Genomic DNA, 23,386 nt, shown 5'->3' on the forward strand with positions numbered 1-23,386 from the left:
GCAGCTGGAAGGCAGCCAGCGCCTCCTCGTCGGTCGCCGAGAGATACTTCACGCGGCCGGTCTCGTGCAGCCAGGCGTGCTCCGGGCCGATGCCGGGATAGTCGAGGCCGGCCGAGATCGAATGCGCTTCCTCGATCTGGCCGTCGGCGTCCATCAAGAGATAGGTGCGGTTGCCATGCAGCACGCCAGGACGCCCGCCGGCGAGCGAGGCGGCATGCAGCTGCGTCAGCCCGTGACCGGCGGCCTCGACGCCGAAGATCTCGATCAAGGGATCGTCGAGGAACGGATGGAACAGGCCCATCGCATTGGAGCCGCCGCCGATGCAGGCGATCAGCGAATCCGGCAGGCGGCCCTCGGCCTCCTGCATCTGCTTGCGGGTCTCGTGGCCGATGATCGACTGAAAGTCGCGCACCATCATCGGATAGGGGTGCGGTCCCGCCACCGTGCCGATGCAATAGAAGGTGTCGTGCACGTTGGTGACCCAATCGCGCAGCGCGTCGTTCATCGCATCCTTCAGCGTGCGCGCGCCCGACTGCACCGGGACGACCTTGGCGCCCAGCATCTCCATGCGGATCACGTTCGGCTGCTGCCGCTCGACGTCGACCGCGCCCATATAGACCACGCATTCGAGCCCGAACCGCGCGCACAGCGTTGCCGTCGCCACGCCATGCTGGCCGGCGCCGGTCTCGGCGATGATGCGCTTCTTGCCCATGCGGCGCGCGACCATGATCTGGCCGAGCACATTGTTGACCTTGTGCGAGCCGGTGTGGTTGAGCTCCTCGCGCTTCAGATAGATCTTGGCGCCGCCGAGATGCTCGGTGAGCCGCTCGGCGAAATAGAGCGGCGAGGGCCGGCCGACATAGTCCTTCAGATAGACGTTCATCTCGGCCTGGAACGCCGGATCGGCCTTGGCGTCGGCATAGGCTTTTTCGAGATCGAGGATCAGCGGCATCAGCGTTTCCGCGACGAAGCGTCCGCCGAAAATGCCGAAATGCCCGCGCTCGTCGGGGCCGCTGCGGAAGGAATTGGGCAGGTTTGGATTCATCGAACCATCAGTTCTTGGGTTGCGCGCGCGGCGCGGATGAAGGCGCGGATCAATTCGGGATCCTTGACGCCGGGCGTGCCCTCGACGCCCGACGAGACATCGACGCCGCCGGCGCGCGTGACGCGGACAGCTTCAGCGACGTTGTCGGCATTGAGCCCGCCGGAGACCATGTAGGGCAGCGCGAGATCGAGATTTTCCAGCACGTGCCAATCGAACGGCGCGCCGAGGCCACCCGGCCGCGTGGCATCCTTCGGCGCGCGGGCATCGAACAGGATACGATCGGCGACGCCGGCATAACCCGGCAGCGGGGCGAGATCGGCTGCGGTCTCGACCGGCAGCGCCTTCATCAGCGGCAGGCCGAACTTCGCCTTGATGTCGCGCAGCCGCGCCGTGGTCTCCTTGCCGTGCAATTGCAGGATATCCGGCCGCAGCGTCTCGACGATGTTCTCAAGCGTCGCATCGTCGGCATCGACGGTCAGCGCGACCTTGACGGCGCGGCCCTTGGCGCGGCTGCCGAGCTCGCGCGCGGTCTCAAGGCTGATGTGACGCGGCGACGGCGGAAAGAACACGAACCCCACCATGTCGGCGCCGCCCTCAAGCGCGACGTCGAGCGTCTCGCGCGTGGACAGGCCGCAGATTTTGACAAGCAGGGGCATGGTCTCGAAGCGGGTCTCAAAACGGGTTTTCGGGCGGCCGGAACCGGGGTGGATCCCGGTCCGACGGGGCGGGTTCTACAACGTCGCGCCCTGCTTGTCTCGCCCGGCGGCCCCGTAAAAACCTGATAGGGCTGGGGCCGGACGGCGCTGCGCGTCGTCCCGGGAGGCGGCGGCCCTGAGGTCGGCGAGCTCGGCGCGGACATGGCGGGCGTCAGCCTCGTGCTGCCGGGCCGCGCGGCGCCAGCGCCCTTGCTTGAACCAGGTTCCGATGCCGCCCGCGATCACGCCCAGGATCGCGGAGGCGATAATGACGACGAACAGCGGCAGTGTGACCGCAACCGTGGGGGTCACCGAATTGAAGGGATCGAACGACACCGTCACCCAGTGACGGTTGGCGACTGCAAAAATGATGAAGATCAGTCCGAGCGGAATGACGACCACTGCCGTGAAAAACTTTCGCATGACCATCTCTCGCAGCGATGGAGCAAATGCGGGCGCATCGCCCGCAACACGGCAACGCCTGACGTCGCGCCTTAGGCGTCGACCTTAAGCATCAGCCTTGGGCGCATCGACCTTGGCGGCGCCCGCCTCGGTTACGTCGCGGTTGAGGCGCTCGCGCATTTCCTTGCCGGTCTTGAAGAACGGCACGCTCTTCTGGTCGACCGGCACATGCTCGCCGGTGCGTGGATTGCGGCCGGCGCGCGCCGGACGGTGCTTCACCGAGAATGCGCCAAAACCGCGCAGCTCGACACGGTCGCCACGAGCCAGCGCCGCGACGATTTCATCGAGAATCGCATTCACAATGTTCTCGACATCCCGCTGGTAGAGGTGCGGGTTGTGCTCGGCGATACGCTGAACAAGTTCGGATTTGATCATCGAAAGTGGGATCCGGGCTCTTGCGGAAACCCATTTCCGTGAAAATGCCGTGCACTGTCAAGACGCTAAATCGATTTAGAGCGTCGTGAAATCACGTGACAAATAGCCCAATTGGGGCATGCGGCGATTCCCGCAAAGCGGGAATAGCCTGACGAGCACGCCTTTGGCAGCCGATCAGTTGGTTCCAGCCGGGCTCCACAGCGCCAGCATGCCGTCAAGCCCGAACCGGTCGACTGCCTCGGCCACGCCGCCCTGCTCGATCCGCCGCGCGATCGCGCCAAGACCGAACGCATCGAGCGTCACGGACGCCGCGGTGCGCAGGAAGGTCAGGTCGCCGAACCGCGGATTGAGCTTGTAATTGCGCACCGGCAGGTCGCTTTTGACCTTCTTCTCCGCAACCAGCCAGGCGATCGCGGTCTTCTCGTCTCCCAGCTGATCAACCAGCTTGAGATCGACTGCCTGCCGGCCGGTGAAAACGCGACCGTCGGCGACCTTCTCCAGCAGGGCGTCGTCCATGCCGCGCCGTTGCTTCACCAATCCACGGAACCATGCATAGGAGTCCTTGACGAGACCGTCGATCGCGGCGCGGGCCTCCGGGCTGGTCGGCTCGAAGCCGTTGGGTGCCGCCTTGAGCGGGGAAGATTTGATCTCCTCCATTTTCACGCCGACAGTCTTGAGCAATTCCGAAACGTTCGGATACTGGAACAGCACGCCGATCGAGCCGACCAGCGAGGTCTGCTGGGCGACGATATGATCGGAGGCGATCGCCGTGATGTAGCCGCCCGAGGCGGCCAATCCCTCGACCACGACGACAAGCGGCTTCTTCGCCTTCAGCTGCATCAGCGAGTCGTAAAGCTGCTCGGAGCCCGCCGTGGTGCCGCCGGGCGAATTGATGTGCACGACAACAGCCGCATAGCTCGACTTGCCGAGCCGCTCCAGCGCCTCGACGCGATCCTGGTCGCTGCGGATCAGTCCGTCGATATTGACCCGCGCGATGGTGTTCGATGTCGAAAAGGTGCCGCGCCCGCCGGCGGCGACCACGCCCACGCCGACGATGGCCGCGATCGCAATGACCGCGGCGGCGACGCGCCAGAACGTCAGTTTGCGCCTGATGCGGCGGCGATCGACGATCACGTCTGAATCCAGCGACATCCGATCTCTCCAGAAATGGTCAGCGCGCAATCTGCGCGTTTTGCAGTCGCAGCGTCACTATCAGCTTAGCCAAATACATCAATTGCGACGCAATATGAAGAAAACAAGGCCCGGTCTTTGGAGGTACCTGTAGCCCGGATGCACGTGCGCTTCGTCCCGGCTGCGCCCTAACCTCCCCTTGAAAAGGGGAGGTCGCTTTGCTCGCGAGAGCAAAGCGGGTGGGGATCTGCTCTCTCCATGAGCAGCATCGCCTGCGGCTGACCCCCATCCCGACCTTCCCCCTTTCAGGGGGAAGGAGAAGATAAATCCGTAGCCCGGATGGAGCGAAGCGTAATGCGGGAGGCTTCAGCAGCACGGATAGAAAGTCCCGGATTTCGCTTCGCTCCATCCGGGCTACGGATACCTCCAAACAAAAAGGGCCCCGGCTTGCGCCGGGGCCCCGATTGTTCGCTCAAATCGTGCGAACGCTTACTTGTCGGTGCCGCGGTTCTTCAGCGCGGTGCCGAGGATGTCGCCAAGCGTCGCACCCGAGTCGGAGGAGCCGTACTGCGCGATGGCTTCCTTCTCTTCGGCGACTTCGAGCGCCTTGATCGAGACCTGCACCTTGCGGGCCTTCTTGTCGAACTGGATGACGCGGGCATCGACCTTCTCGCCGACGGCGAAGCGCTCGGCGCGCTGGTCGTTGCGGTCGCGGGCCAGCTCGGACCGCTTGATGAAGGTGGTGAACTCGGTGCCCGAAATCCGGACCTCGATGCCGCTCTCCTTCACTTCGAGCACTTCGCAAGTCACGACCGCGCCCTTCTTGACGTCGCCCGGCTCGGCGAAGGGGTCGCCTTCGAGCTGCTTGACGCCGAGCGAGATCCGCTCCTTCTCGACATCGACATCGAGCACCACGGCCTTGACCATGTCGCCCTTCTTGAAGTTGTCGATGACCTGCTCGCCCGGAAGCTTCCAGTCGAGATCGGAGAGGTGGACCATGCCGTCGACATCGCCCTCGAGACCCAGGAACAGACCGAACTCGGTCTTGTTCTTGACCTCGCCCTCGACCACCGAACCGACCGGGAACTTCTCGACGAAGACTTCCCAGGGATTGCGCATGGTCTGCTTGAGGCCGAGCGAGATGCGGCGCTTGACCGAATCCACTTCCAGCACCTGCACTTCGACTTCCTGCGAGGTCGAAACGATCTTGCCGGGGTGCATGTTCTTCTTGGTCCACGACATCTCGGAGACGTGGATCAGGCCTTCGATGCCCGGCTCGAGCTCGACGAACGCGCCGTAGTCGGTGATGTTGGTGACGCGGCCGGTGAAGCGGGCACCCAGCGGGTACTTGGCTTCGATGCCCTGCCACGGATCATCCAACAGCTGCTTCATGCCGAGCGAGATGCGGTGCGTCTCGTGGTTGATCTTGATGATCTTGACCTTCACCGTCTGGCCGATGGTCAGCACCTCGGTCGGGTGGTTGACGCGGCGCCAGGCGATATCGGTCACGTGCAGCAGGCCGTCGATGCCGCCGAGATCAACGAACGCACCGTAATCGGTGATGTTCTTGACCACGCCGTCGATCACCTGACCCTCTTCGAGGTTCTGCACCAGCTCCTGGCGCTGCTCGGCGCGGGTCTCTTCGAGAACCGTGCGGCGCGACACCACGATGTTGCCGCGGCGGCGGTCCATCTTGAGGATCTGGAACGGCTGCGAGTTGTTCATCAGCGGCGCAACGTCGCGGATCGGACGAATGTCGACCTGCGAGCGCGGCAGGAAGGCCACCGCACCGTCGAGGTCGACCGTGAAGCCGCCCTTGACCTGGTTGAAGATGACGCCGTTGACCTTTTCGTTGTTCTGGAACGCCTTCTCGAGCTTGCCCCAGCTTTCCTCGCGGCGCGCCTTGTCGCGCGACAGCACGGCTTCGCCGAGCGCATTCTCGATACGGTCGAGGAACACCTCGACTTCGTCACCGACCTTCAGATCGCTTTCACGGCCGGGGCCGGCGAATTCGCGCAGCGCAACGCGACCTTCGGTCTTCAGGCCGACGTCGATGACGGCCATGTCCTTCTCAATTGCAACCACCTTGCCCTTGATGACCGAGCTTTCCTGCAAATTGCCGCCGGCAAAGGACTCATCAAGCATCGCCGCGAAGTCGTCGCGGGTGGGAGTATAGGAAGACGCAGAATTCGAAACCATTTGTTCTCCAGATGCGGGATCTCGCCGGCCGTTCGGGTTGATGGGCGCACCGCGCGTGAAGTGTCAGGGTTCCGCAAACCCTGACGACCGCTCATTGCAGGAAGTGCAACAGCGGGCCGGCAGCAAGACTGCACGTTCGGTACGTTTGATAGATCCGGAGCCTGAAACGAAAATATCGACTGCAAGACCTGGGAGCGGGCGTTCCTCCAGATGCGGCGTTGGTTTCGTTTGAGGAATAGCTCAAACCCATCGCCGGCCCGCTCGGACACGGCCTCGACATGGTCGACGGTGCTCCGAACGGCGCTGATATAGCCCCGCAGGCTGCTTTCGGCAAGCAGGAAATGCCCAATTTTGCTGGGTTTTCGGGCCAAAACCGCCCGCCATGCCTGCTGTTCTAGCGCCTGGCGCGCGCTGCCTCGACGATGGCGATGGCGGCGCGGACGCCGGCCTCGATGTCGAGATTGGAATTGTCCAGCGTGTGGGCGTCCGGAGCCGGCCGCAAGGGTGCAATCGCCCGGTTCTTGTCCCGCTCGTCGCGCTTGAGGATGTCGGCGAGCACCGCCTCTTCGTCGGCGTCCTCGCCGCGGGCGCGCGCCTCCAGCGTGCGCCGCCGCGCCCGCACGCGGGGGTCGGCGACCACGAAGATCTTCACGTCGGCATCGGGGCAGATCACAGTGCCGATGTCGCGTCCATCCAGCACCGCACCGGGCGGATCGGCGGCGAACTGGCGCTGAAAGTTCACCAGCACCTCGCGAACCTGCGGAATGGCCGACACCACCGAGGCGGCATCGCCGACCTTCTGGGTCTTCAGGATCGGATTGCCGAACTTTTCGGGGTCGAGCTCGAGCGCCGCGGCCACCGCCAGCACCTCGTTGTTGAGCTCGGCACCGGCTTGCATCATCGCATAGGCCACCGCGCGGTAGATCACGCCGGTGTCGAGATGGCGGTAGCCGTAGTGGTGGGCGAGCCGCTTGCCGAGCGTGCCCTTGCCTGAGGCGGCGGGTCCGTCGATGGCGATGATCATGCGAAATCAGCTCCGAGCGCGCGCATCATCGGGATGAAATCCGGAAAACTGGTGGCGATGAAGCCGGTGTCGTCGATCTTCACCGGCCGATCGGAGGCGCAGCCCATCACCAGCGCCGACATCGCGATGCGGTGATCCATATGGGTGGCAACAAGACCGCCGCCGGGAACATGGCCGCGGCCCTCGACGATCAGATCGTCGCCGGACACCTCCACCTTGACGCCGTTGACCCGCAGCATGTCGGCGGTGGCTTCAAGGCGGTCGGATTCCTTGACGCGCAGCTCCTGCAGGCCGCGCATGATCGTGGTGCCCTCGGCGAACGCGGCCGCGACCGCCAGCACCAGATATTCATCGATCATCGACGGCGCGCGCTCCGGCGGCACCTCGACGCCCTTCAGCTGCGAGGCGCGCACGCGCAATTGCGCCATCGGCTCGCCGGCATCGCCGCGCACGTTGCTCTCCTCGATCGAGGCGCCCATCTCGCGCAGCGTGGTGAACAGGCCGGTGCGCAGCGGATTGGTCATCACGTCGGAGAACACGACATCGGAACCTTCGACGATCAGTGCGGCCACGATCGGGAACGACGCGGAGGACGGATCGGCGGGCACCACGACGTTGGCGCCGTGCAGCTCGGGCTCGCCGTTCAGCGAGATTCGCCTGCCGTGGCTGCCTTCCTTCTCGGAGGAGATCTCGGCGCCGAAATGCTTCAGCATCAGCTCGGTGTGGTCGCGGCTCGCCTCCTGCTCGATCACTGTGGTGATGCCGGGCGCGGAGAGCCCCGCCAGCAGCACCGCGGACTTGATCTGGGCCGAGGCGACCGGCGTCTTGTAGACGATCGGCACCGGATAGCGGGCGCCGTGCAGGGTGAGCGGCAGCCGGCCGCCCTCCCTTATGTCGCTGGTTCGGGCGCCCATCAGCTCCAGCGGGTCGAGGATGCGGCGCATCGGCCGCGAGCGCAGCGAGGCGTCGCCATCGAAAATGGCGGCGATCGGGCAGCCGGCCACCGCGCCCATCACCAGCCGGCAGCCGGTGCCGGAATTGCCGAAATCGAGCGGCGCGGCAGGCTGGGCGAAGCCGCCGACGCCGACACCTGCGACCGACCAGGTAAACGGCGCTGTCCGCTCCACCCTGGCGCCCAAGGCACGCATGGATTTGGCGGTATTGAGGACGTCCTCGCCCTCCAGGAGGCCGGAAATGCGGGTCTCGCCGACCGAAAGCGCCCCCAGGATCAGGGCACGGTGGGAAATCGATTTGTCGCCGGGAACGCGGACGGTGCCGGCCAGGGGGCCGCACGTGCGCGATTCCAGCGGGGTCGGGGTGTCAGATTGGGCCAAGATTGTGTCCTCTCGCGCCGCGGCAGGTATCACATAGGCAACACCACGTCACGCGCCCGTCACTTGCGCGCAAACCGCTATTGACAGCAGCCTCTCAACTAGCCAAGTGAAGCTCCGTTTTTCAGGAAAATTCTGGGATTACCACGTGGCCAAGTCCGAGCTCGGAACCAAGCGCATTTGCCCGACTACGGGCAAGAAGTTCTACGACCTCAACAAGAATCCGGTGATCTCGCCCTATACCGGCGAAGTCGTGCCGATCGCGCCGGTCGCCCCGCCGCGGGGCCGTGGCGCCACCGTCACTTCGCCTGCGACCGCAGCCGACATGCCGGAGCCGGCCGAGGCCGAAGAGATGGTCTCGCTCGAGGAGGCCGATGCCGAGGAGAACACCGGGAAGGTCAAGGCCCAGGTTCCCGAATCCGAGGACGATATCGAGGTCGATGAGACCATCGACGACGATGACGACGACGATTCGACCTTCATCGCCGACGAGGAAGAGGGCGATGAGGACGTGACCGACATTATTGGTGACGTCGGCGGCGACGAAGAGACTTGAGATCGGCGCCGATCTATGATCAACGGTGCTGCCGCGCGAGTCGTGTAGGCCGCGCGGGCCGGGATCGATCCCCCAGGATCATCCCTACTGGATAAGGGGCCATAGCTCAGCTGGGAGAGCGCTTGCATGGCATGCAAGAGGTCGGCGGTTCGATCCCGCCTGGCTCCACCACGCTTCGCCCTTCGGGCTACGCGTGGCGCAGCCACGAGTTGCCCGAAGGGCGAAGCGTGGTGTCCGGCGTAGCCCAAAGGGCGAAGACGGACGGTCAGCTGCTCTGGCTATCCGTGGATGCGAATGTGGTAGGTCTACATCATCCGCAGCATCAACTTCCCTGATCAGGAATACGTTGACGCCACCGAGGATCTGAAACGACGGATTCCCGAGCACAACGCCGGCAAGTCCACGCACACCTCAAAATTCATGCCTTGGCAGCTCGTCTGGTACTGCGCATTTCCAGACAAATATAAAGCCCTCGCATTCGAGAAATATCTCAAATCCCATAGCGGCCGCGCCTTCGCCAAGAAGCGCCTCTAACCGCCCCCTACTCCCCCAGCACCGCATTCAGCCGGTCGCGCAGCGCGACGATCTCGTCTTTCATCGCCATCAGTTCGCCGACGGTGCAGTCCGAGGCCGCGAGGATCGACTGCGGCACGGCCTTGGCCTTTTCGCGCAGCGCGTGGCCCTGCGGCGTCAGCGCGATCAGCACCACCCGCTCGTCCGCGGTGCTGCGGGTCCGCTTGATCAACTCCGCCGCCTCCAGCCGCTTCAAAAGCGGCGTCAGCGTGCCGGAATCCAGGAACAGGCGCTCGCCGAGGTCCTTCACCGCCACGTCGTCGCGCTCCCACAGCGCCAGCATCACGAGATACTGCGGATAGGTCAGTCCGAGCCGGTCGAGCAGCGGCTTGTAGACGCGGTTGAAGGCGTGCGCGGTCGAATAGACCGCAAAGCAGATCTGGTTGTCGAGCCGCAGCGCCTGATCCGCCGCCGTCGGTTTCCTGGCCATGATTCCCATCGAATCCATCTCGTTTCCGGGTCATTCTGGGCTCTCGGGACCGCGGATTCAATTGCGAACAATTAAATGTGAGGCCGCATATTTTATATTGTGCACAATCTATTTGCGTGCAATACATACGTCGTCGAATTCAAGTCCACACCCACCAAGGGAGACCACGATGTCTGTGAACGTGCTCTACAAGACCAGCGCCAAGGCAACCGGCGGCCGCGACGGCCATGCGGCAACGCTCGACGGCGCGCTCGACGTCAAGCTTACGACCCCGAAGGAGCTCGGTGGCGGCGGCGGTGCCGGCAACAATCCGGAGCAGCTGTTCGCGGCCGGCTATGCCGCTTGCTTCATCGGCGCGATGAAGTTCGTGGCCTCGCAGGGTGGCCCCAAGGTTCCCGCCGACGCCTCGGTGACCTCGACGGTCGGTATCGGCCCGCGCTCGGAAGGCGGCTTCGGCCTCGCCGTCGAGCTCGCGGTGTCGCTACCTGGCCTCGCCCGCGCCGACGCGGAAGCGCTGGTCGAGAAGGCCCACCATGTGTGCCCCTATTCCAACGCGACCCGCGGCAATGTCGACGTCAAGCTGAGCGTCGTCTAATTCCACATCACGCAATGGTCCGCCGCGACACGTGGCGGACCATTGCATTTCAACTACTGCATTTCAGATGCCAGTTCGCTTGGCGAACGCATGCGCCGCCTGCTGCATGGGCCTGCGCCGACGGAAGCATTGCTGCCCCGGCTGAAGACCGTTAGCTCTGGGACCCTCGTTTAATCCCAACTGAGCGAAGGTTGTTTCCATGAATACCCCAGCGGCTACGGGCGCGATGACCGGCCTGCGCGTGATCGATCTGACGCGCGTGCTCGGCGGTCCGTATTGCACCCAGATTCTCGCCGACCACGGCGCCGACGTGATCAAGGTCGAGCCGCCCGCCGGCGACGAGGTGCGCGACTGGGGTCCTCCCTTCCACGAAGAAGACGCGGCCTATTTCGTCGGCATCAACCGCAACAAGCGCTCGATCGGCCTCGACCTCGCTTCCGAGGGCGGACGCGCGGTGCTGATGAAGATGCTCGAAACCGCCGACGTGCTGATCGAGAATTTCAAGCCGGGCACGCTCGACAAATGGGGCATCGGCAACGACGTGCTGCGCGCGAAATTTCCGCGCCTCGTGCATTGCCGGATCTCCGGCTTCGGCGCCGACGGCCCGCGCGGCGGCAATCCGGGCTATGACGCGATCATCCAGGCGATGACCGGCATGATCGCTGCGACCGGCTCGCCGGAGAGCGGTCCGATGCGGATCGGCGTGCCGCTGGTCGACATCACCACCGGACTCTACGCCACGATCGGCATCCTGATGGCGCTGTCGGAGCGGCAGCGCTCGGGGCTCGGCCAGTTCATCGAGACCACGCTGTACGAGACCGGGCTCGCGATCATGCACCCGCACACCGCGAACTATTTCATGCACGGCAAGCCGCCGTCGCTGACCGGCAACGAGCATCCCAACCTCGTTCCGTACGCGATCTTCCCGACCAAGACCGACAACATCTTCATCGGCGTCGGCAATGACGGCACCTTCCGCAAGCTCGCCAAGGAGATCGGCAAGCCCGAGCTCGGCACCGATCCGCGCTTTGCCCGCAACAAGGACCGCATCGCCAACCGCGATGCGCTCCGCGTCGAGCTGGCAGCGGTGTTCAGCCAGCACGAGGCCGAGCCGCTGTGCAACCGGCTGCTCGCCGCCGGCCTGCCGGCCGGCCCGGTGCAGAAGATCGACCAGGCCCTGACCAACCCGCACACCATTCATCGCGGCGACGTCATCGAGAAGGATTGGTACAAGGGCGTCGCCTCGCCGATCCGCCTCGAACGCACCAAGCCGAACCTGCGCCGCACGCCGCCGAAGTTCAGCCAGCACGCCGCCGAAGTGCTCGGCGAGTTCGGCTACTCCAGGGATGAGATCAGCAGCCTGGTCGACAAGGGCGTGGTCTGCGGTCCCCAGCGCAAGCGCTGAAGGCGTCATGAGAGCAGTCGAATAGCGACCACAACGGTGGTCAGCTCCCTCGCCCCGTTCTTACGGGGTCGAGACAAGCGAAGCTTGCTCTTAGAGGGTTGGGGTGAGGGGCCGTCTCCGCGGATACGGTGATAGCTGTGATCGCGGAGAGTCCCCCTCACCCGGAACGCATCTAACGATGCGTCATAGCCGAAGCTCTGCTTCGGCGTTCTTGAGAACGGCCGCCGAAGACGGCCTGCGCCTCTCCCCGCACGCGGGGCGAGGTGATGCGCAGTCCGTTGCGCCGAGAAACTATCAGACCCTGCGGTGCAACGTCGCGTTTGGCGCTGCACCGCACGGAGCCGGCTGCGGTCTTCGCCTTTTTTACCGCTTCCCTTCGCTTCGGCTTCCCCCCTACCATGACTTTCGTTTATACGGTCATTTGAACGTCATCCGGCGCTGATAACGCGCGCAACGAAAGACGACGTTCCAATTGGGAGGGGTTTTGATGTTCTTTCGACGACTAGGCGCTGCTGCGGCAGCCGCTGCCGCGCTTGCATTCGCGTCGCCCGCGTTTGCGGTGACCGAGATCCAGTGGTGGCACGCGATGACCGGCGCCAACAACGACGTCATCGTCAAGCTGGCCAACGACTTCAACGCCTCGCAATCCGACTACAAGGTGATCCCGACCTACAAGGGCGGCTACGCCGACACCATGAATGCCGGCATCGCCGCGTTCCGCGCCGGCAACGCGCCGCATATCATGCAAGTGTTCGAGGTCGGCACCGCGACGATGATGGCCGCCACCGGCGCCGTCAAACCGGTCTACAAGCTGATGGCCGACGCCGGCGAGAAGTTCGATCCGAGCGTCTATCTGCCCGCGATCACCGGCTACTACTCGACCTCCAAGGGCGAGATGCTGTCGTTCCCCTTCAACTCGTCGTCGACGGTGATGTGGATCAATCTCGATGCGCTGAAGAAGGCCAACATCGCAGAGATTCCGAAGACCTGGCCGCAAGTGTTCGACGACGCCAAGAAGCTGAAGGCGGCCGGCTACGCCACCTGCGGCTTCTCCGGCTCGTGGGTCACCTGGGTCAATCTCGAACAGCTCTCGGCGTGGCACAATGTGCCGCTCGCCAGCAAGGCCAACGGCCTCGACGGCTTCGACACCGTGCTCGAGTTCAACGGCCCGCTGCAGGTCAAGCATCTCGAGAACCTCGTCGAGCTGCAGAAGGACAAGACCTACGACTATGCCGGCCGCACCAATACCGGCGAAGGCCGCTTCACCTCGGGCGAATGCCCGATCTACCTGACCTCGTCGGCCTTCTTCGGCAACGTCAAGGCGCAGGCCAAGTTCAACTTCACCGCGGCGCCGATGCCGTATTATCCCGACGCCAAGGGCGCGCCGCAGAACTCGATCATCGGCGGCGCCTCGCTCTGGGTGATGGGCGGCAAGTCGGCCGAGGAATACAAGGGCGTGGCCAAGTTCCTGACCTTCCTCTCGGACACCGACCGCCAAATCTGGATCCACAAGGCCTCGGGCTATCTGCCGATCACCAAGGCCGCCTATGCCAAGGCAAAGGAGGAGGGCTTCTACAAGGACCAGCCCTATCTCGAGACCCCGCTGCTCGAGCTCACCAACAAGGAGCCGACCGCGAATTCACGCGGTCTGCGCCTCGGCAACATGGTGCAGCTGCGCGACATGTGGTCGGAGGAGATCGAGCAGGCGCTGGCCGGCAAGAAGACCGCCAAGCAGGCGCTGGACGCCGCCGTCGAGCGCGGCAACCAGATGCTGCGGCAGTTTGAAAAGACCGCCGTCCGCTGACATGATGCCTTCGGGCATGATCCGGAAAAGCGCGAAGCGGCTTTCCGAAAAGATCATGCCCAGACGACAAGCTAAAGCGCGATGACGACCCGACCTCATCTCGTCGCGCTTTAGGGCCATCAACCGGCAGGCCGCACCCGCGGCCTGCCCTTCTTCCGAGCCCATGCAAAAGCAAGCGATTTTCCAGTCAAAGCTGTTGCCTTACGCGCTGGTTGCCCCGCAACTGGCGATCGTCCTGATCTTTTTCTACTGGCCGGCCGTTCAGGCGGTGATCCAATCCTTTCTGCTGCAGGACGCTTTCGGTCTCTCCACCAGCTTCGTCTGGTTCGAGAACTATCTCGATCTGTTCAAGGAGCCGGCCTATTTCGCGGCGATCGTCCGAACCTTCGTGTTCTCGTTCGCGATCGCGGTCTCCTCGCTGTCCTTCGCGCTGCTGCTCGCGGTCATGGCCGACAGGCCGCTACGCGGCTCGACGCTGTATCGCACGCTGCTGATCTGGCCCTATGCGGTGGCCCCGCCGGTGGTCGGCGTGCTCTGGGTGTTCATGCTGCACCCCTCGCTCGGCGTGCTGTCGCGCTATCTGCGCGGCATGGGCATCGACTGGAATCCGCTGCTCGACGGCAACCAGGCGGCAGCCCTGATCATCCTCGCCGCGGCCTGGAAGCAGATCTCCTACAATTTCCTGTTCTTCCTCGCCGGGCTGCAGAGCATCCCGAAAAGCGTGATCGAGGCCGCCGCGATCGACGGCGCCCGTCCGATGCGGCGGTTCTGGACCGTGATCTTCCCGCTGCTGTCGCCGACCATCTTCTTCCTCTTGGTCATCAACATCGTCTACGCCTTCTTCGACACTTTCGGCATCATCGACACCATGACCCGCGGCGGTCCCGGCAAGGCGACCGAGACGCTGGTCTACAAGGTCTATACGGACGGTCTGCTCGGCGGCAATCTCGGCTCGTCGGCGGCGCAGTCGGTCATCCTGATGGTCATCGTCGTCATGCTGACGGCGATCCAGTTCCGCTTCGTCGAACGCAAGGTGACCTACTGATGGTCGAGGAGGAGGGCTTCCAGCGCTATCTGGCTCACGCCATCCTGTGGATCGGGATCGCGATCGTCGCCTTCCCGGTCTATCTCGCGCTGGTCGCCTCGACCCAGGACAACGCCGTCATCGCCAACGGCCAGATGTCGCTGCTGCCCGGCGGCCATTTCCTCGAGACCTACTACCAGACGCTGTTTGTCGGCACGAGCGGCTCGACCCGCGAGCCGGTGCTCAACATGATGCTGAACTCGCTGATCATGGCGCTGCTGATCGCGGTCGGCAAAATCGCGATCTCGATCATCTCGGCCTATGCGATCGTGTATTTCCGCTTTCCGTTCCGGATGGCGATCTTCTGGATCATCTTCATCACCTTGATGCTGCCGGTCGAGGTGCGCATCTATCCGACCTACAAGATCGTCGCCGATCTGCATCTGCTCGACAGCTATGCCGGCCTCTCGCTGCCGCTGATTGCGTCAGCCACCGCGACGCTGCTGTTCCGCCAGTTCTTCATGACAGTGCCGGATGAATTGCTGGAGGCTTCGCGGATCGATGGCGCGGGCCCGTTCCGCTTCTTCTGGGATACGCTGTTGCCGCTGTCGCGCACCAACATGGCCGCGCTGTTCGTGATCCTCTTCATCCTCGGCTGGAATCAGTATCTCTGGCCGCTTCTGATCACGACGCGCGACGACATGCAGACCATCCAGGTCGGCATCCGCAAGATGATCACCACGACGGATGCGCTGACCGAATGGCCGATCGTGATGGCGACCGCGTTGCTCGCGATGCTGCCGCCGGTGTTCGTCGTCGTCGTGATGCAGAAACTGTTCGTGCGCGGATTGGTGGAGACGGAAAAGTAATGGCTAACGTCACGCTGCGCAGCGTCCGCAAGACCTATCCCGGCGGCTTCGAGGCCATCAAGGGCGTCGATGTCGACGTCGGCGACGGCCAGTTCTGCGTGCTGGTCGGCCCATCCGGCTGCGGCAAGTCCACGCTGCTGCGCATGGTCGCGGGGCTCGAGACCATCACCGGCGGCGAGATCGACATCGGCGGCCGCGTCGTCAACCAGGTCGAGCCCGCCGATCGCGACATCGCGATGGTGTTCCAGAACTACGCGCTCTATCCGCATATGAGCGTCTACAACAACATGGCCTACGGCCTGCGCAACCGCGGCATGGCCGAGGCCGAGATCAAGACCCGCGTCGAGGAAGCCGCGCGCGTCCTCGAGCTCTCGCCGATGCTGGAGCGCAAGCCGCGCCAGCTTTCCGGCGGCCAGCGCCAGCGCGTCGCGATGGGCCGCGCCATCGTGCGCCAGCCGAAAGTGTTCCTGTTCGACGAGCCGCTGTCGAACCTCGACGCCAAGTTGCGCATCGCGATGCGGGTCGAGATCCGCAAGCTGCAGCGCCGGCTCAACACCACGTCGATCTACGTCACCCACGACCAGCTCGAGGCGATGACGCTCGCCGACATCCTCGTCGTCATGAACGGCGGCCAGGTCGAGCAGGTCGGTAATCCGCTGGACATCTACCAGAAGCCGGCGACCACCTTCGTCGCCTCCTTCATCGGCGCCCCGCCAATGAACCTGATGCCGCTGCGCGCGGACGAGCTGCAGTCCCAGATCACGGGCGCCGACGGCGCCGGCATTGTCGGGATCCGGCCGGAGGATTTCGTGATCTCGAGCGAGACCGGATCCGGCGGCGTCGCGCTTGGCCTCACGGTCGAGGCGATCGAGCATGTCGGCGCCGAGACCTTCGTCTACGGCAGCCGCCAGCGCGAGGAGCAGGGCGTTGCCGCCAATCCGGGCGACCTGCCGCCCGGCGAGGTGATCGTCCGGGTTCCCGGCGTCTCGGGTCCTGCCATCGGCGAGCGGATCCGGGCCGTCGCCCCCCGCGACAAGCTGCATCTTTTTACCGCCGACGGCCGCAAGCGCGTCGGGGAGTAACCGATCGGGAAGAATTTACCCCCATGTTGCGGGCGTTTAGGCTGGTTTCGGGGCTGCTTGAACGCTATCCAGATCGCCCCCATATCCCTCACTGACCGGAGGCCAGACGGCCCGCCGGTTGCATGGGGCGCCGCAAGGGCCCCTCAAAGTCGCTTCGAGAGGACTTTGTAATGTCTCGTGTTCCATCGTTGTCCAGTCCGTTCCTTCTGGGATTCGACGAGATCGAGCGTGCGCTCGACCGCGTCGTGAAGGGCGCCGACGGCTATCCTCCGTACAACATCGAGCGGTGCGACCGTACCAACGGGCAGCCTGAACGGCTGCGCATCACGCTAGCGGTGGCGGGCTTCACCCGTGACCAACTCGATGTAACTATTGAGGAAAATCAGCTCGTCATCCGCGGCCGCCAGCAGGACGACAAGGCTCGGCAATACATCCATCGCGGCATCGCCGCGCGCCACTTCCAGCGCACCTTCGTGCTGGCGGAGGGGATGCAGGTGCTGGGCGCGGATCTGAAGAACGGGTTGTTGTCGATTGACCTGGCCAGGCCGGAACCTGAACGGGTCATTAAGACAATCGCTATCAGTGAGCACGAATAATAGAAACAACGAGCGGACTCGACCGCTTATCTGACTGAGGAGTCGAGACCATGAGTGAACTGAGTACCACCACCATCGAATCCGAGAGCGTCACGCCGGAAGCGCTGGCCCATCTGGGTGAAGGTCATATCGCCTATGTGAAGCAGGTCCGCTCCGAGGACGTGCCAGATCTCTTTCCGCAGGCGCCGAAGATCGCGCCGGGCCTCAAACTGTTCGCACTGCACGCCGCCGACGGCACGCCGATCATGCTGACCGACAGCCGCGAAGCCGCAGTCGCGAACGCATGGAGCAACGAGCTGCAGGCCGTCAGCGTCCACTGACGCAAATCTACGGCTGAATTCAGCATCCGCGAATTCAATGCGCGGGCCTGCCTCGTCACCGAGGCGGCCCGCGCATTTTTTATGGCGATGTGGTCGACGTGGCGAGCAGCGGGCCCATGCTGAGCTGCACCTCGCCGGGCACGTTGTAGTCGCGCATCAGCATGCGGTTGTTGCGCAGCCCGCAGGCCTCCCGCTGCACCACGAACATCCAGTGCGCATGGCCGGCCTCCCGCACCAGGAGGCGCCGTGCCTGTTGTGTGGGCGCCGGTGCTTCAGCGCGCGGATGGGCGGCATCGAACTCGCGCAGCTTGGCGAGCGCCTGTTCCAGCGCGCGACCCATGCGGCCGAGCGCACTCGCCCTCTCTTCGGCGAGCTCGTAAGCGAGAACGTCGACGGGAACGCGATCAAGGCGAAAATCGCGGGACATCAGCCATCCCTGGTTCGCTCGCGCAATGTTGCGCGCGTCCGTCATCTGGCGTCACCGGCTGGTTGTCAATACACGTTCGGGACAAAGCACTTTCGAGCGAAGTGGATCAGAACCGTTGCACCAGCCGCGCGCGGATGTCCGGCTTCAGCACCTTGCCGACCTTGGAACGCGGAAGATCGTCCCAGACCTCGATCTGCTTCGGCGTCTTGATGCTGCCGATCTGCTGCTTGACGAAGGCGGCGAGCGCTGACGCATCGACGGTGTGGCCGGCGCGCGGCTGCACCACGGCGACGATCCGCTCGCCCCATTTGTCGTCGGGCAATCCGATGACGGCGCAATCCTGCACCGCCGCGTGGGCACGCAACGCGTTCTCGACCTCGATCGAGTACACGTTGAAGCCGCCGGTGATGATCATGTCCTTGGCGCGATCGACGATGTACAGGTAGCCGTCGCCGTCGACGTAGCCGATATCGCCGGTGTGGTGCCAACCATGCGCCGAAGCCTCGCGCGTGGCCTCGGGGTTCTTGTAGTAACCTTCCATGACCAGCGAGCCGCGCACCACGATCTCGCCGCGCGATCCCGCCGGCAACAGCTTGCCGTCGCCATCCATGATGCCGGCCTGCACCAGCGGGCCGATCCGCCCTGCGCTGGAGAGACGTTCCATTGCGATCGTGCCGTCCGGATTGTAGTGATCGGCGGGCGGCATCATCGAGATCATCATCGGCGCCTCGGTCTGGCCGAACAGCTGCGCCATCGGGCCGATCCGCCGCAGGGCTTCCGCCAGCCGCGTCGCCGAGATCGGTGCCGCGCCGTACCAGAAACATTGCAGCGAGCTGCGATCGGCCGCATCGAGCCCGGGATGATCGAGCAGCATGTAGATCACGGTCGGCGGCAGGAAGGTGTGGGTGACGCGATAACGTTCGATCAGCGCCAGGAACTCACCGATGTCAGGGTGGTGCATGATCACGACGCGACCACCCAGCGTCATGATCGGAAAACAAAGCACGCCGGCGGCATGCGTCAGCGGCGCCAGCGCGAGATAAATCGGACGGCCTTTGAACGGGTAACCCATCAGGGTCAGCGCGGTCATCGCCTCGATGTTGCGTCCGGACAGCATCACGCCCTTCGGCTTGCCGGTGGTGCCGCCGGTGCCCGGGATCATCGCGAGATCGTCGATCGTCTCACGCTGATAGACATCATCAGTAAGGTCGTCGAGCCAGCGCTCGAACGACGGCGCGAACGGCAGCTCGGTGTCGAGACAGACCAGTGCGCGCAGCTTGGGCAGGTCCTGCCGGACGGCGTCGACCATCGGCGCAAAGCTCGAATGGAACAGCAGCAGGTTGCAATCGAACTGGTCGAGAATGAACTTGTTCTCGGCCGCCTCGTTGCGCGGATTGATCGGGCACCACACGGCGGCCGCGCGCGAGATGCCGAACACGCAGGCGAAAGCGAGCGGATCGTTGCCGGACAGGATCGCGACCTTCTCGCCGGGAGCGATGCCTGACCGCTCGAGGCCGCGTGCGATGCGATAGCTCAGCCGCTGCACCTCGCCGTAACTGAGGTCGCGCCCGTCCATGGTGAGACACGGCGCGTCGGCGCCGAGCGAGGCACCCTTGTCGAGATAATCGATGAAGCGCATGGCAGGTCTCGCGCAAGAGGCGGGTGACGCGCAACGCGTCACCCGCGGGAGGAGCGTTTTCGAGCAAAGCGAAAACGCTTCAGGGAGCGGAGTGTTGAGCCCCGATCCGAGCGGGGCTCAGGCTCAATCATGCACGGTCAGGACCGGCTTGCCGACCAGCCCAAAACTGCGCAATTGCCCGAGCAGCTCGCGATGGCCGAACGCCTGACAGCCGGAGGCGAAGCCTACGCGCTTGGGCGGCTGCTGCAGCAGGTGCGCGGCAGCATAGGCCTGCAGCATGCCGGTCTGCTTGTAGTTGCTGTTGCCGTAGATGACGCAGTGCGCGCGCCCCAGCGGGCCGGAGGCATACACCGAATCCAGCGACTTGTTGACGCGCGGATTCTCGCGCGGCGGCATGGTGTTCATCACGCCGGCAGCGGTCTGCGCCAGCGCGGCGTAGCGCTCGTCGGGCTTCATGTCCTTGGTCGCCTCCAGCGCGGCGGCGACGATCTGCGGCACGCCCAGCATGAGCGCACGATTGAACACGCCGCCCAGCACCTTCACGTTGGCGACGCGCGGATCTTGCTTGAACCACACCGGGTGCGAGGTGCCGCCCCACGGCAGCGCCAGCGCCAGCTCGTGCTGGCCGGGGATGGCGAGGTTGTAGAGGCCGGCATCGGGCTGATGCTCGACGTACTTGTTCTGCTCCAGGTAGTACGCCTTGGCCATCGCGGCGTTGACCAGAATGGTCTGCGTCGAGGCGATGGTCGGGCTCCCGCCCCAGAACACGGCGATATCGAGCGTGTCGAGGCCGGGCGTCTCAAGGCACAGCTGCGCGGCAATCTCGCCGGTGGTGTACATCTGCGCGATGCCCGGCGCCAGCAACAGGCCGGCATTGGCGAACCTCGTACCAAACTCCTGCTCGAGCGTGATCAGCCAGTCCTGCTCGCCGGTCGTGTCGGTGTAGTGACACCTGGAAGCCAGGCAGGCCTGCACCACCTCGCCGCCGAACTTGGCGAAGGGGCCCACGGTGTTGAGCACCACCGAGGCGCCCTTGAACAATTCAGTCAGCGCGGCAACGGTGTGCGGCACCGGCACCACCTCGTAGTCGGCGGTCTCGATGCCGGCCACGTTCGACTTCATCGCGGCGTTGAGCTTCTCGGCGCTGCGGCCGGCGGCGATGAAGGGAATGTTGTACTCGCGCAGATATTCGCAGACCAGCCGGCCGGTATAGCCGGACGCGCCATAGACGATGACGGGCTTCTTCTCGCTCATTGCGATCCTCCGAAATGCTTGTTGTCGGCGTTGTTGCTACATGCCCATGCCGCCATCGACCGGCAGGCCGATGCCGGTGATGAAGCGCGCATCGTTCGAGCACAGGAACACAGCGGCGTCGGCGATGTCGGAGACCTCCGCGAGCTTGCCGAGCGGCGTCTGCTCCACCACCGAACCGACCGCGGCGTTGACGTCGGGCGCGAGACCGATCTTCACGATGTCATTGGCGAGCTGCAGGCCCATGTCGGTCGGGATCAGGCCGGGATAGATGCAGTTGACGCGCACGCCGTAGCCGAGCTTGCCGGCTTCCATCGCGCCGACGCGCGTCATGCGGTCGACCGCGGATTTGGTGCCGGAATAGACCGCGATGCTCGGAAACGCGATCGTCGCCGCCACCGAAGCGATGTTGACGACCGCGCCGCCCTTGCCCGCGGCGCCGCCCGGCCGCATCGCGCAGAAGGCGTGCTTCATGCCGAGCACGGTGCCGACGATGTTGACGTCGCACATGCGGCGCGCGTCCTCGGCCTTGATGTCGGCAACCAGCGAGGTGATCTCGATGCCGGCATTGTTGATCAGGATGTCGAAGCCGCCGAGGGTTTCGACCGTCGCTGCGGCGGCCCGTTCCCATTGCCCATCGTCAGTGACGTCGAGCTTGACGAAGCCGGTCTTCACCCCGGCCTTGGCGATCTCGGCGGCGCTGGCCTTGCCGGTGTCGTCGAGAATATCGCCGATCATGACCGCGGCGCCGGACCGCGCCAATGCCTGCGCGATCGCCGCGCCAATCCCCCGGGCGCCGCCGGTGACCAGGGCTTTCCTGCCTTCAAGGCTCTTCCCACTCATCACTTAGTCCTCCCTTTGCTTGGTGATTTGATCGGCGTGCCGTTGGCCGCGGCAGCATGGGCCGGCGGTCTGCGCATTCTGGGTGCACTGGTGGTGGCGGCCGGCGTCAGCGGGGCGCAGCGTTGGCGCGCCCGGCGGTGCATCTCCTCCTGGTTTGGCGATTGGTCAGCCGTCTTGACGGTTGTCCAAATTATTGCGCCAACCCTCGTCCAGAAACTTGACACTTGTCAAGTCTGAATTTGACAAGTGTCAAAGAGGATGATTGTGAAGAGATGGAGCGCGCCGCGGTCGCCGCGGTATAGTTGCTCGAGGGAAGAAGTAGAGGGAAGGCACGGAATGGCGCGGCAAGCGACAGGGGCGGCCCAACGGGTGGCTGTAGCGGCCGAGGCGCTGCGCGACGAGAAGTTCAACGCGCGGCGCGTCGAGCTCGCGGAGGCCGCGCTGGAAACGCTTGGCGAGCTCGGCTTCGCGCGCACCAGCCTGCGCGAGATCGCGCAGAACTCCGCATTCACGCACGGCGTGTTTCACTACTACTTCAGCGACAAGCTCGACCTGATCTGCTGCTGCGTCCGTCACTACAAGGCGAAATGCGTGACGCGCTATGACGAGGTGGTGACGACAGCGCGCAGCCGCGACGAATTGACCGAAGGCTTCCTCGCCAAGCTCGCGGCCACGCTCGAGAACGAAGCGCGCATGCATCGGCTCTGGTACGATCTGCGCTCGCAGGCGATGTTCGAGCCTGCGTTTCGCAAGGACGTGCTCGAGATCGACAAGAGCCTGGAAGCGATGATCTGGCGCATCGCCACACGCTACGCCGAGCTCGGCAACAAGCGCCCGGCATCGTCGCCGGCAGCGCTTTACGCGCTGTTCGACGGCCTGTTCCAGAGCGCGCTGCTCCGGCATCTCGCCAATGACGAGAAGGCCGTGCCCGATCTGCTCGGCGAAGTCCGCCGTCTGCTGCCGACGATCTGTTGAGAGAATTGCGGGATACGCAGCTTCGTAGCCCGGATGAAGCGCAGCGAAATCCGGGATTCGCGCCAGTTGCGAGATTTCCCCGGATTGCGCTTCGCTCCATCCGGGCTACGGAGATTGAAACGATCGCGCATTGATATGCGTCACCGCGTGGCGCGCAGTCTATGTCTTGGTGACAGTTGCGCGAACGAATTCGCGAATGCGGATGACTACGCCGCGCTCGCCGGCGGCAGTGCGAGCACCGAGTAGATCGCCTGGGCGTCGCGCGAGGCTCGCAGCTTCTTGGCGACGTCCTGGTCGCGCAGCAGGCGGGCGATCCGCGCCAGCGCCTTGAGATGGTCGGCGCCGGCGCCTTCCGGTGCCAGCAGCAGGAAGATCAGGTCGACCGGCTGTCCGTCCATCGCCTCGAAATCGATCGGGCGCTCGAGGCGGGCGAAGAAGCCGAACAGCTTCTCCAGCTTGGGCAGCTTGCCGTGCGGAATGGCGACGCCATAGCCGACCGCCGTGGTGCCGAGCTTCTCGCGCTGCAGCAGCACCTCGAAGATGGCGCGCTCATTCTGCCCGGTCAGAGCGGAGGCACGCGCAGCGAGTTCCTGCAGCGCCTGCTTCTTGCTGATGACTTTCAAAGCCGGGAGAATCGCCTCGGGTGCGACCAGATCGGTAATCGGCATTGGGACGTTCCGAGGTGAATGACCGTCAGGTTGCGAAATAGGCTTTACAGCGGCGGCGTCAAGAAGA

The 23,386-nt window shown here is 64.4% G+C and carries 25 protein-coding genes and 1 tRNA gene; 12 read left to right on the plus strand and 14 right to left on the minus strand.

Annotated elements, in window-relative coordinates:
* From trpB to aroA, 8 genes are all read right to left on the minus strand, one after another.
* A partial coding sequence (gene trpB, locus PMN64_RS04010) for a tryptophan synthase subunit beta (protein WP_411779805.1) occupies positions 1-1,045 on the minus strand: 1,045 nt, incomplete at its 3' end.
* Positions 1,042-1,701, minus strand: coding sequence for a phosphoribosylanthranilate isomerase (locus PMN64_RS04015; RefSeq protein ID WP_028341703.1), 660 nt, complete (start codon positions 1,699-1,701; stop codon positions 1,042-1,044). The genes PMN64_RS04015 and trpB, both read right to left, overlap by 4 nt.
* Before the next feature lie 75 nt (positions 1,702-1,776).
* On the minus strand, positions 1,777-2,163 hold the full coding sequence (locus PMN64_RS04020; RefSeq protein ID WP_028341704.1) for a lipopolysaccharide assembly LapA domain-containing protein: 387 nt from the start codon (positions 2,161-2,163) through the stop codon (positions 1,777-1,779).
* Between the two features lie 84 nt (positions 2,164-2,247).
* Positions 2,248-2,577: an integration host factor subunit beta gene (locus PMN64_RS04025; protein ID WP_016847379.1), complete on the minus strand. Its 330-nt coding sequence runs from the start codon at positions 2,575-2,577 to the stop codon at positions 2,248-2,250.
* A 174-nt stretch (positions 2,578-2,751) separates the two neighbouring features.
* A complete protein-coding gene (sppA, locus tag PMN64_RS04030) occupies positions 2,752-3,729 on the minus strand; it encodes a signal peptide peptidase SppA (RefSeq protein WP_028341705.1) in 978 nt (325 codons plus the stop codon).
* A 468-nt stretch (positions 3,730-4,197) separates the two neighbouring features.
* Positions 4,198-5,907 carry a 30S ribosomal protein S1 gene (rpsA, locus tag PMN64_RS04035; protein WP_018269280.1) on the minus strand — a complete coding sequence of 570 codons (1,710 nt, stop codon included), beginning with the start codon at positions 5,905-5,907 and terminating at the stop codon, positions 4,198-4,200.
* 394 nt (positions 5,908-6,301) lie between these two features.
* Positions 6,302-6,931, minus strand: coding sequence for a (d)CMP kinase (cmk, locus tag PMN64_RS04040; protein ID WP_028341706.1), 630 nt, complete (start codon positions 6,929-6,931; stop codon positions 6,302-6,304).
* Entirely contained in the window at positions 6,928-8,265 is a 1,338-nt protein-coding gene (aroA, locus tag PMN64_RS04045) for a 3-phosphoshikimate 1-carboxyvinyltransferase (protein WP_411779806.1), read from the minus strand. The genes cmk and aroA overlap by 4 nt, the downstream gene beginning before the upstream one ends.
* Before the next feature lie 145 nt (positions 8,266-8,410).
* On the opposite strand from aroA, the gene PMN64_RS04050 reads away from it, so the two are divergent.
* The 3 genes from PMN64_RS04050 (at position 8,411) to PMN64_RS04060 (ending at position 9,352) form a co-directional block, all read left to right on the plus strand.
* Entirely contained in the window at positions 8,411-8,818 is a 408-nt protein-coding gene (locus PMN64_RS04050; RefSeq protein WP_028341708.1) for a TIGR02300 family protein, read from the plus strand.
* Between the two features lie 95 nt (positions 8,819-8,913).
* Positions 8,914-8,989: transfer RNA gene (locus PMN64_RS04055), tRNA-Ala, on the plus strand.
* Between the two features lie 138 nt (positions 8,990-9,127).
* A complete protein-coding gene (locus PMN64_RS04060) occupies positions 9,128-9,352 on the plus strand; it encodes a GIY-YIG nuclease family protein (RefSeq protein WP_411779856.1) in 225 nt (74 codons plus the stop codon).
* A gap of 7 nt (positions 9,353-9,359) precedes the next feature.
* Here PMN64_RS04060 and PMN64_RS04065 read toward each other — a convergent pair whose 3' ends face one another.
* Complete coding sequence (locus PMN64_RS04065; RefSeq protein ID WP_057020441.1) at positions 9,360-9,821, minus strand: MarR family winged helix-turn-helix transcriptional regulator; 462 nt, start codon at positions 9,819-9,821, stop codon at positions 9,360-9,362.
* A gap of 169 nt (positions 9,822-9,990) precedes the next feature.
* Between PMN64_RS04065 and PMN64_RS04070 the strand changes: the two genes are divergently transcribed.
* From PMN64_RS04070 to PMN64_RS04105, 8 genes are all read left to right on the plus strand, one after another.
* A complete protein-coding gene (locus PMN64_RS04070; protein ID WP_411779807.1) occupies positions 9,991-10,416 on the plus strand; it encodes an organic hydroperoxide resistance protein in 426 nt (141 codons plus the stop codon).
* Between the two features lie 199 nt (positions 10,417-10,615).
* Positions 10,616-11,821, plus strand: coding sequence for a CaiB/BaiF CoA transferase family protein (locus tag PMN64_RS04075; RefSeq protein WP_411779808.1), 1,206 nt, complete (start codon positions 10,616-10,618; stop codon positions 11,819-11,821).
* A gap of 487 nt (positions 11,822-12,308) precedes the next feature.
* Positions 12,309-13,625, plus strand: coding sequence for a sn-glycerol-3-phosphate ABC transporter substrate-binding protein UgpB (gene ugpB / locus PMN64_RS04080; RefSeq protein ID WP_028341713.1), 1,317 nt, complete (start codon positions 12,309-12,311; stop codon positions 13,623-13,625).
* A gap of 163 nt (positions 13,626-13,788) precedes the next feature.
* Positions 13,789-14,670 (plus strand): sn-glycerol-3-phosphate ABC transporter permease UgpA, encoded by an 882-nt coding sequence (ugpA, locus tag PMN64_RS04085; protein ID WP_411779809.1) that lies wholly within the window; start codon positions 13,789-13,791, stop codon positions 14,668-14,670.
* A complete protein-coding gene (ugpE, locus tag PMN64_RS04090) occupies positions 14,670-15,518 on the plus strand; it encodes a sn-glycerol-3-phosphate ABC transporter permease UgpE (RefSeq protein ID WP_028341715.1) in 849 nt (282 codons plus the stop codon). The genes ugpA and ugpE overlap by 1 nt, the downstream gene beginning before the upstream one ends.
* Positions 15,518-16,600, plus strand: a complete 1,083-nt coding sequence (locus PMN64_RS04095) for a sn-glycerol-3-phosphate import ATP-binding protein UgpC (protein ID WP_411779810.1) — start codon at positions 15,518-15,520, stop codon at positions 16,598-16,600. The genes ugpE and PMN64_RS04095 overlap by 1 nt, the downstream gene beginning before the upstream one ends.
* Before the next feature lie 170 nt (positions 16,601-16,770).
* Entirely contained in the window at positions 16,771-17,196 is a 426-nt protein-coding gene (locus PMN64_RS04100; RefSeq protein ID WP_028341717.1) for an Hsp20 family protein, read from the plus strand.
* Positions 17,197-17,246: 50 nt separating this feature from the next.
* On the plus strand, positions 17,247-17,516 hold the full coding sequence (locus PMN64_RS04105) for a DUF1150 family protein (RefSeq protein ID WP_016843536.1): 270 nt from the start codon (positions 17,247-17,249) through the stop codon (positions 17,514-17,516).
* 79 nt (positions 17,517-17,595) lie between these two features.
* On the opposite strand, the gene PMN64_RS04110 is transcribed toward PMN64_RS04105, so the two are convergent.
* From PMN64_RS04110 to PMN64_RS04125, 4 genes are all read right to left on the minus strand, one after another.
* Positions 17,596-17,943 carry a DUF6665 family protein gene (locus tag PMN64_RS04110; RefSeq protein WP_411779857.1) on the minus strand — a complete coding sequence of 116 codons (348 nt, stop codon included), beginning with the start codon at positions 17,941-17,943 and terminating at the stop codon, positions 17,596-17,598.
* A 106-nt stretch (positions 17,944-18,049) separates the two neighbouring features.
* A complete protein-coding gene (locus PMN64_RS04115; RefSeq protein ID WP_411779811.1) occupies positions 18,050-19,582 on the minus strand; it encodes an AMP-binding protein in 1,533 nt (510 codons plus the stop codon).
* Between the two features lie 123 nt (positions 19,583-19,705).
* Positions 19,706-20,836, minus strand: a complete 1,131-nt coding sequence (locus PMN64_RS04120) for a DUF5938 domain-containing protein (RefSeq protein ID WP_411779812.1) — start codon at positions 20,834-20,836, stop codon at positions 19,706-19,708.
* Between the two features lie 36 nt (positions 20,837-20,872).
* Complete coding sequence (locus tag PMN64_RS04125) at positions 20,873-21,676, minus strand: SDR family NAD(P)-dependent oxidoreductase (protein ID WP_411779813.1); 804 nt, start codon at positions 21,674-21,676, stop codon at positions 20,873-20,875.
* 336 nt (positions 21,677-22,012) lie between these two features.
* Between PMN64_RS04125 and PMN64_RS04130 the strand changes: the two genes are divergently transcribed.
* The gene (locus tag PMN64_RS04130) at positions 22,013-22,651 is read left to right on the plus strand and encodes a TetR/AcrR family transcriptional regulator (protein ID WP_411779814.1); all 639 of its coding nucleotides are present in this window, start codon (positions 22,013-22,015) and stop codon (positions 22,649-22,651) included.
* A 206-nt stretch (positions 22,652-22,857) separates the two neighbouring features.
* Here PMN64_RS04130 and ptsN read toward each other — a convergent pair whose 3' ends face one another.
* Complete coding sequence (ptsN, locus tag PMN64_RS04135; protein ID WP_016843543.1) at positions 22,858-23,319, minus strand: PTS IIA-like nitrogen regulatory protein PtsN; 462 nt, start codon at positions 23,317-23,319, stop codon at positions 22,858-22,860.
* Between the last annotated feature and the right edge of the window lie 67 nt (positions 23,320-23,386).

The organism is Bradyrhizobium sp. UFLA01-814, from assembly GCF_046718885.1.
Taxonomy (GTDB): Bacteria; Pseudomonadota; Alphaproteobacteria; order Rhizobiales; family Xanthobacteraceae; genus Bradyrhizobium; species Bradyrhizobium elkanii.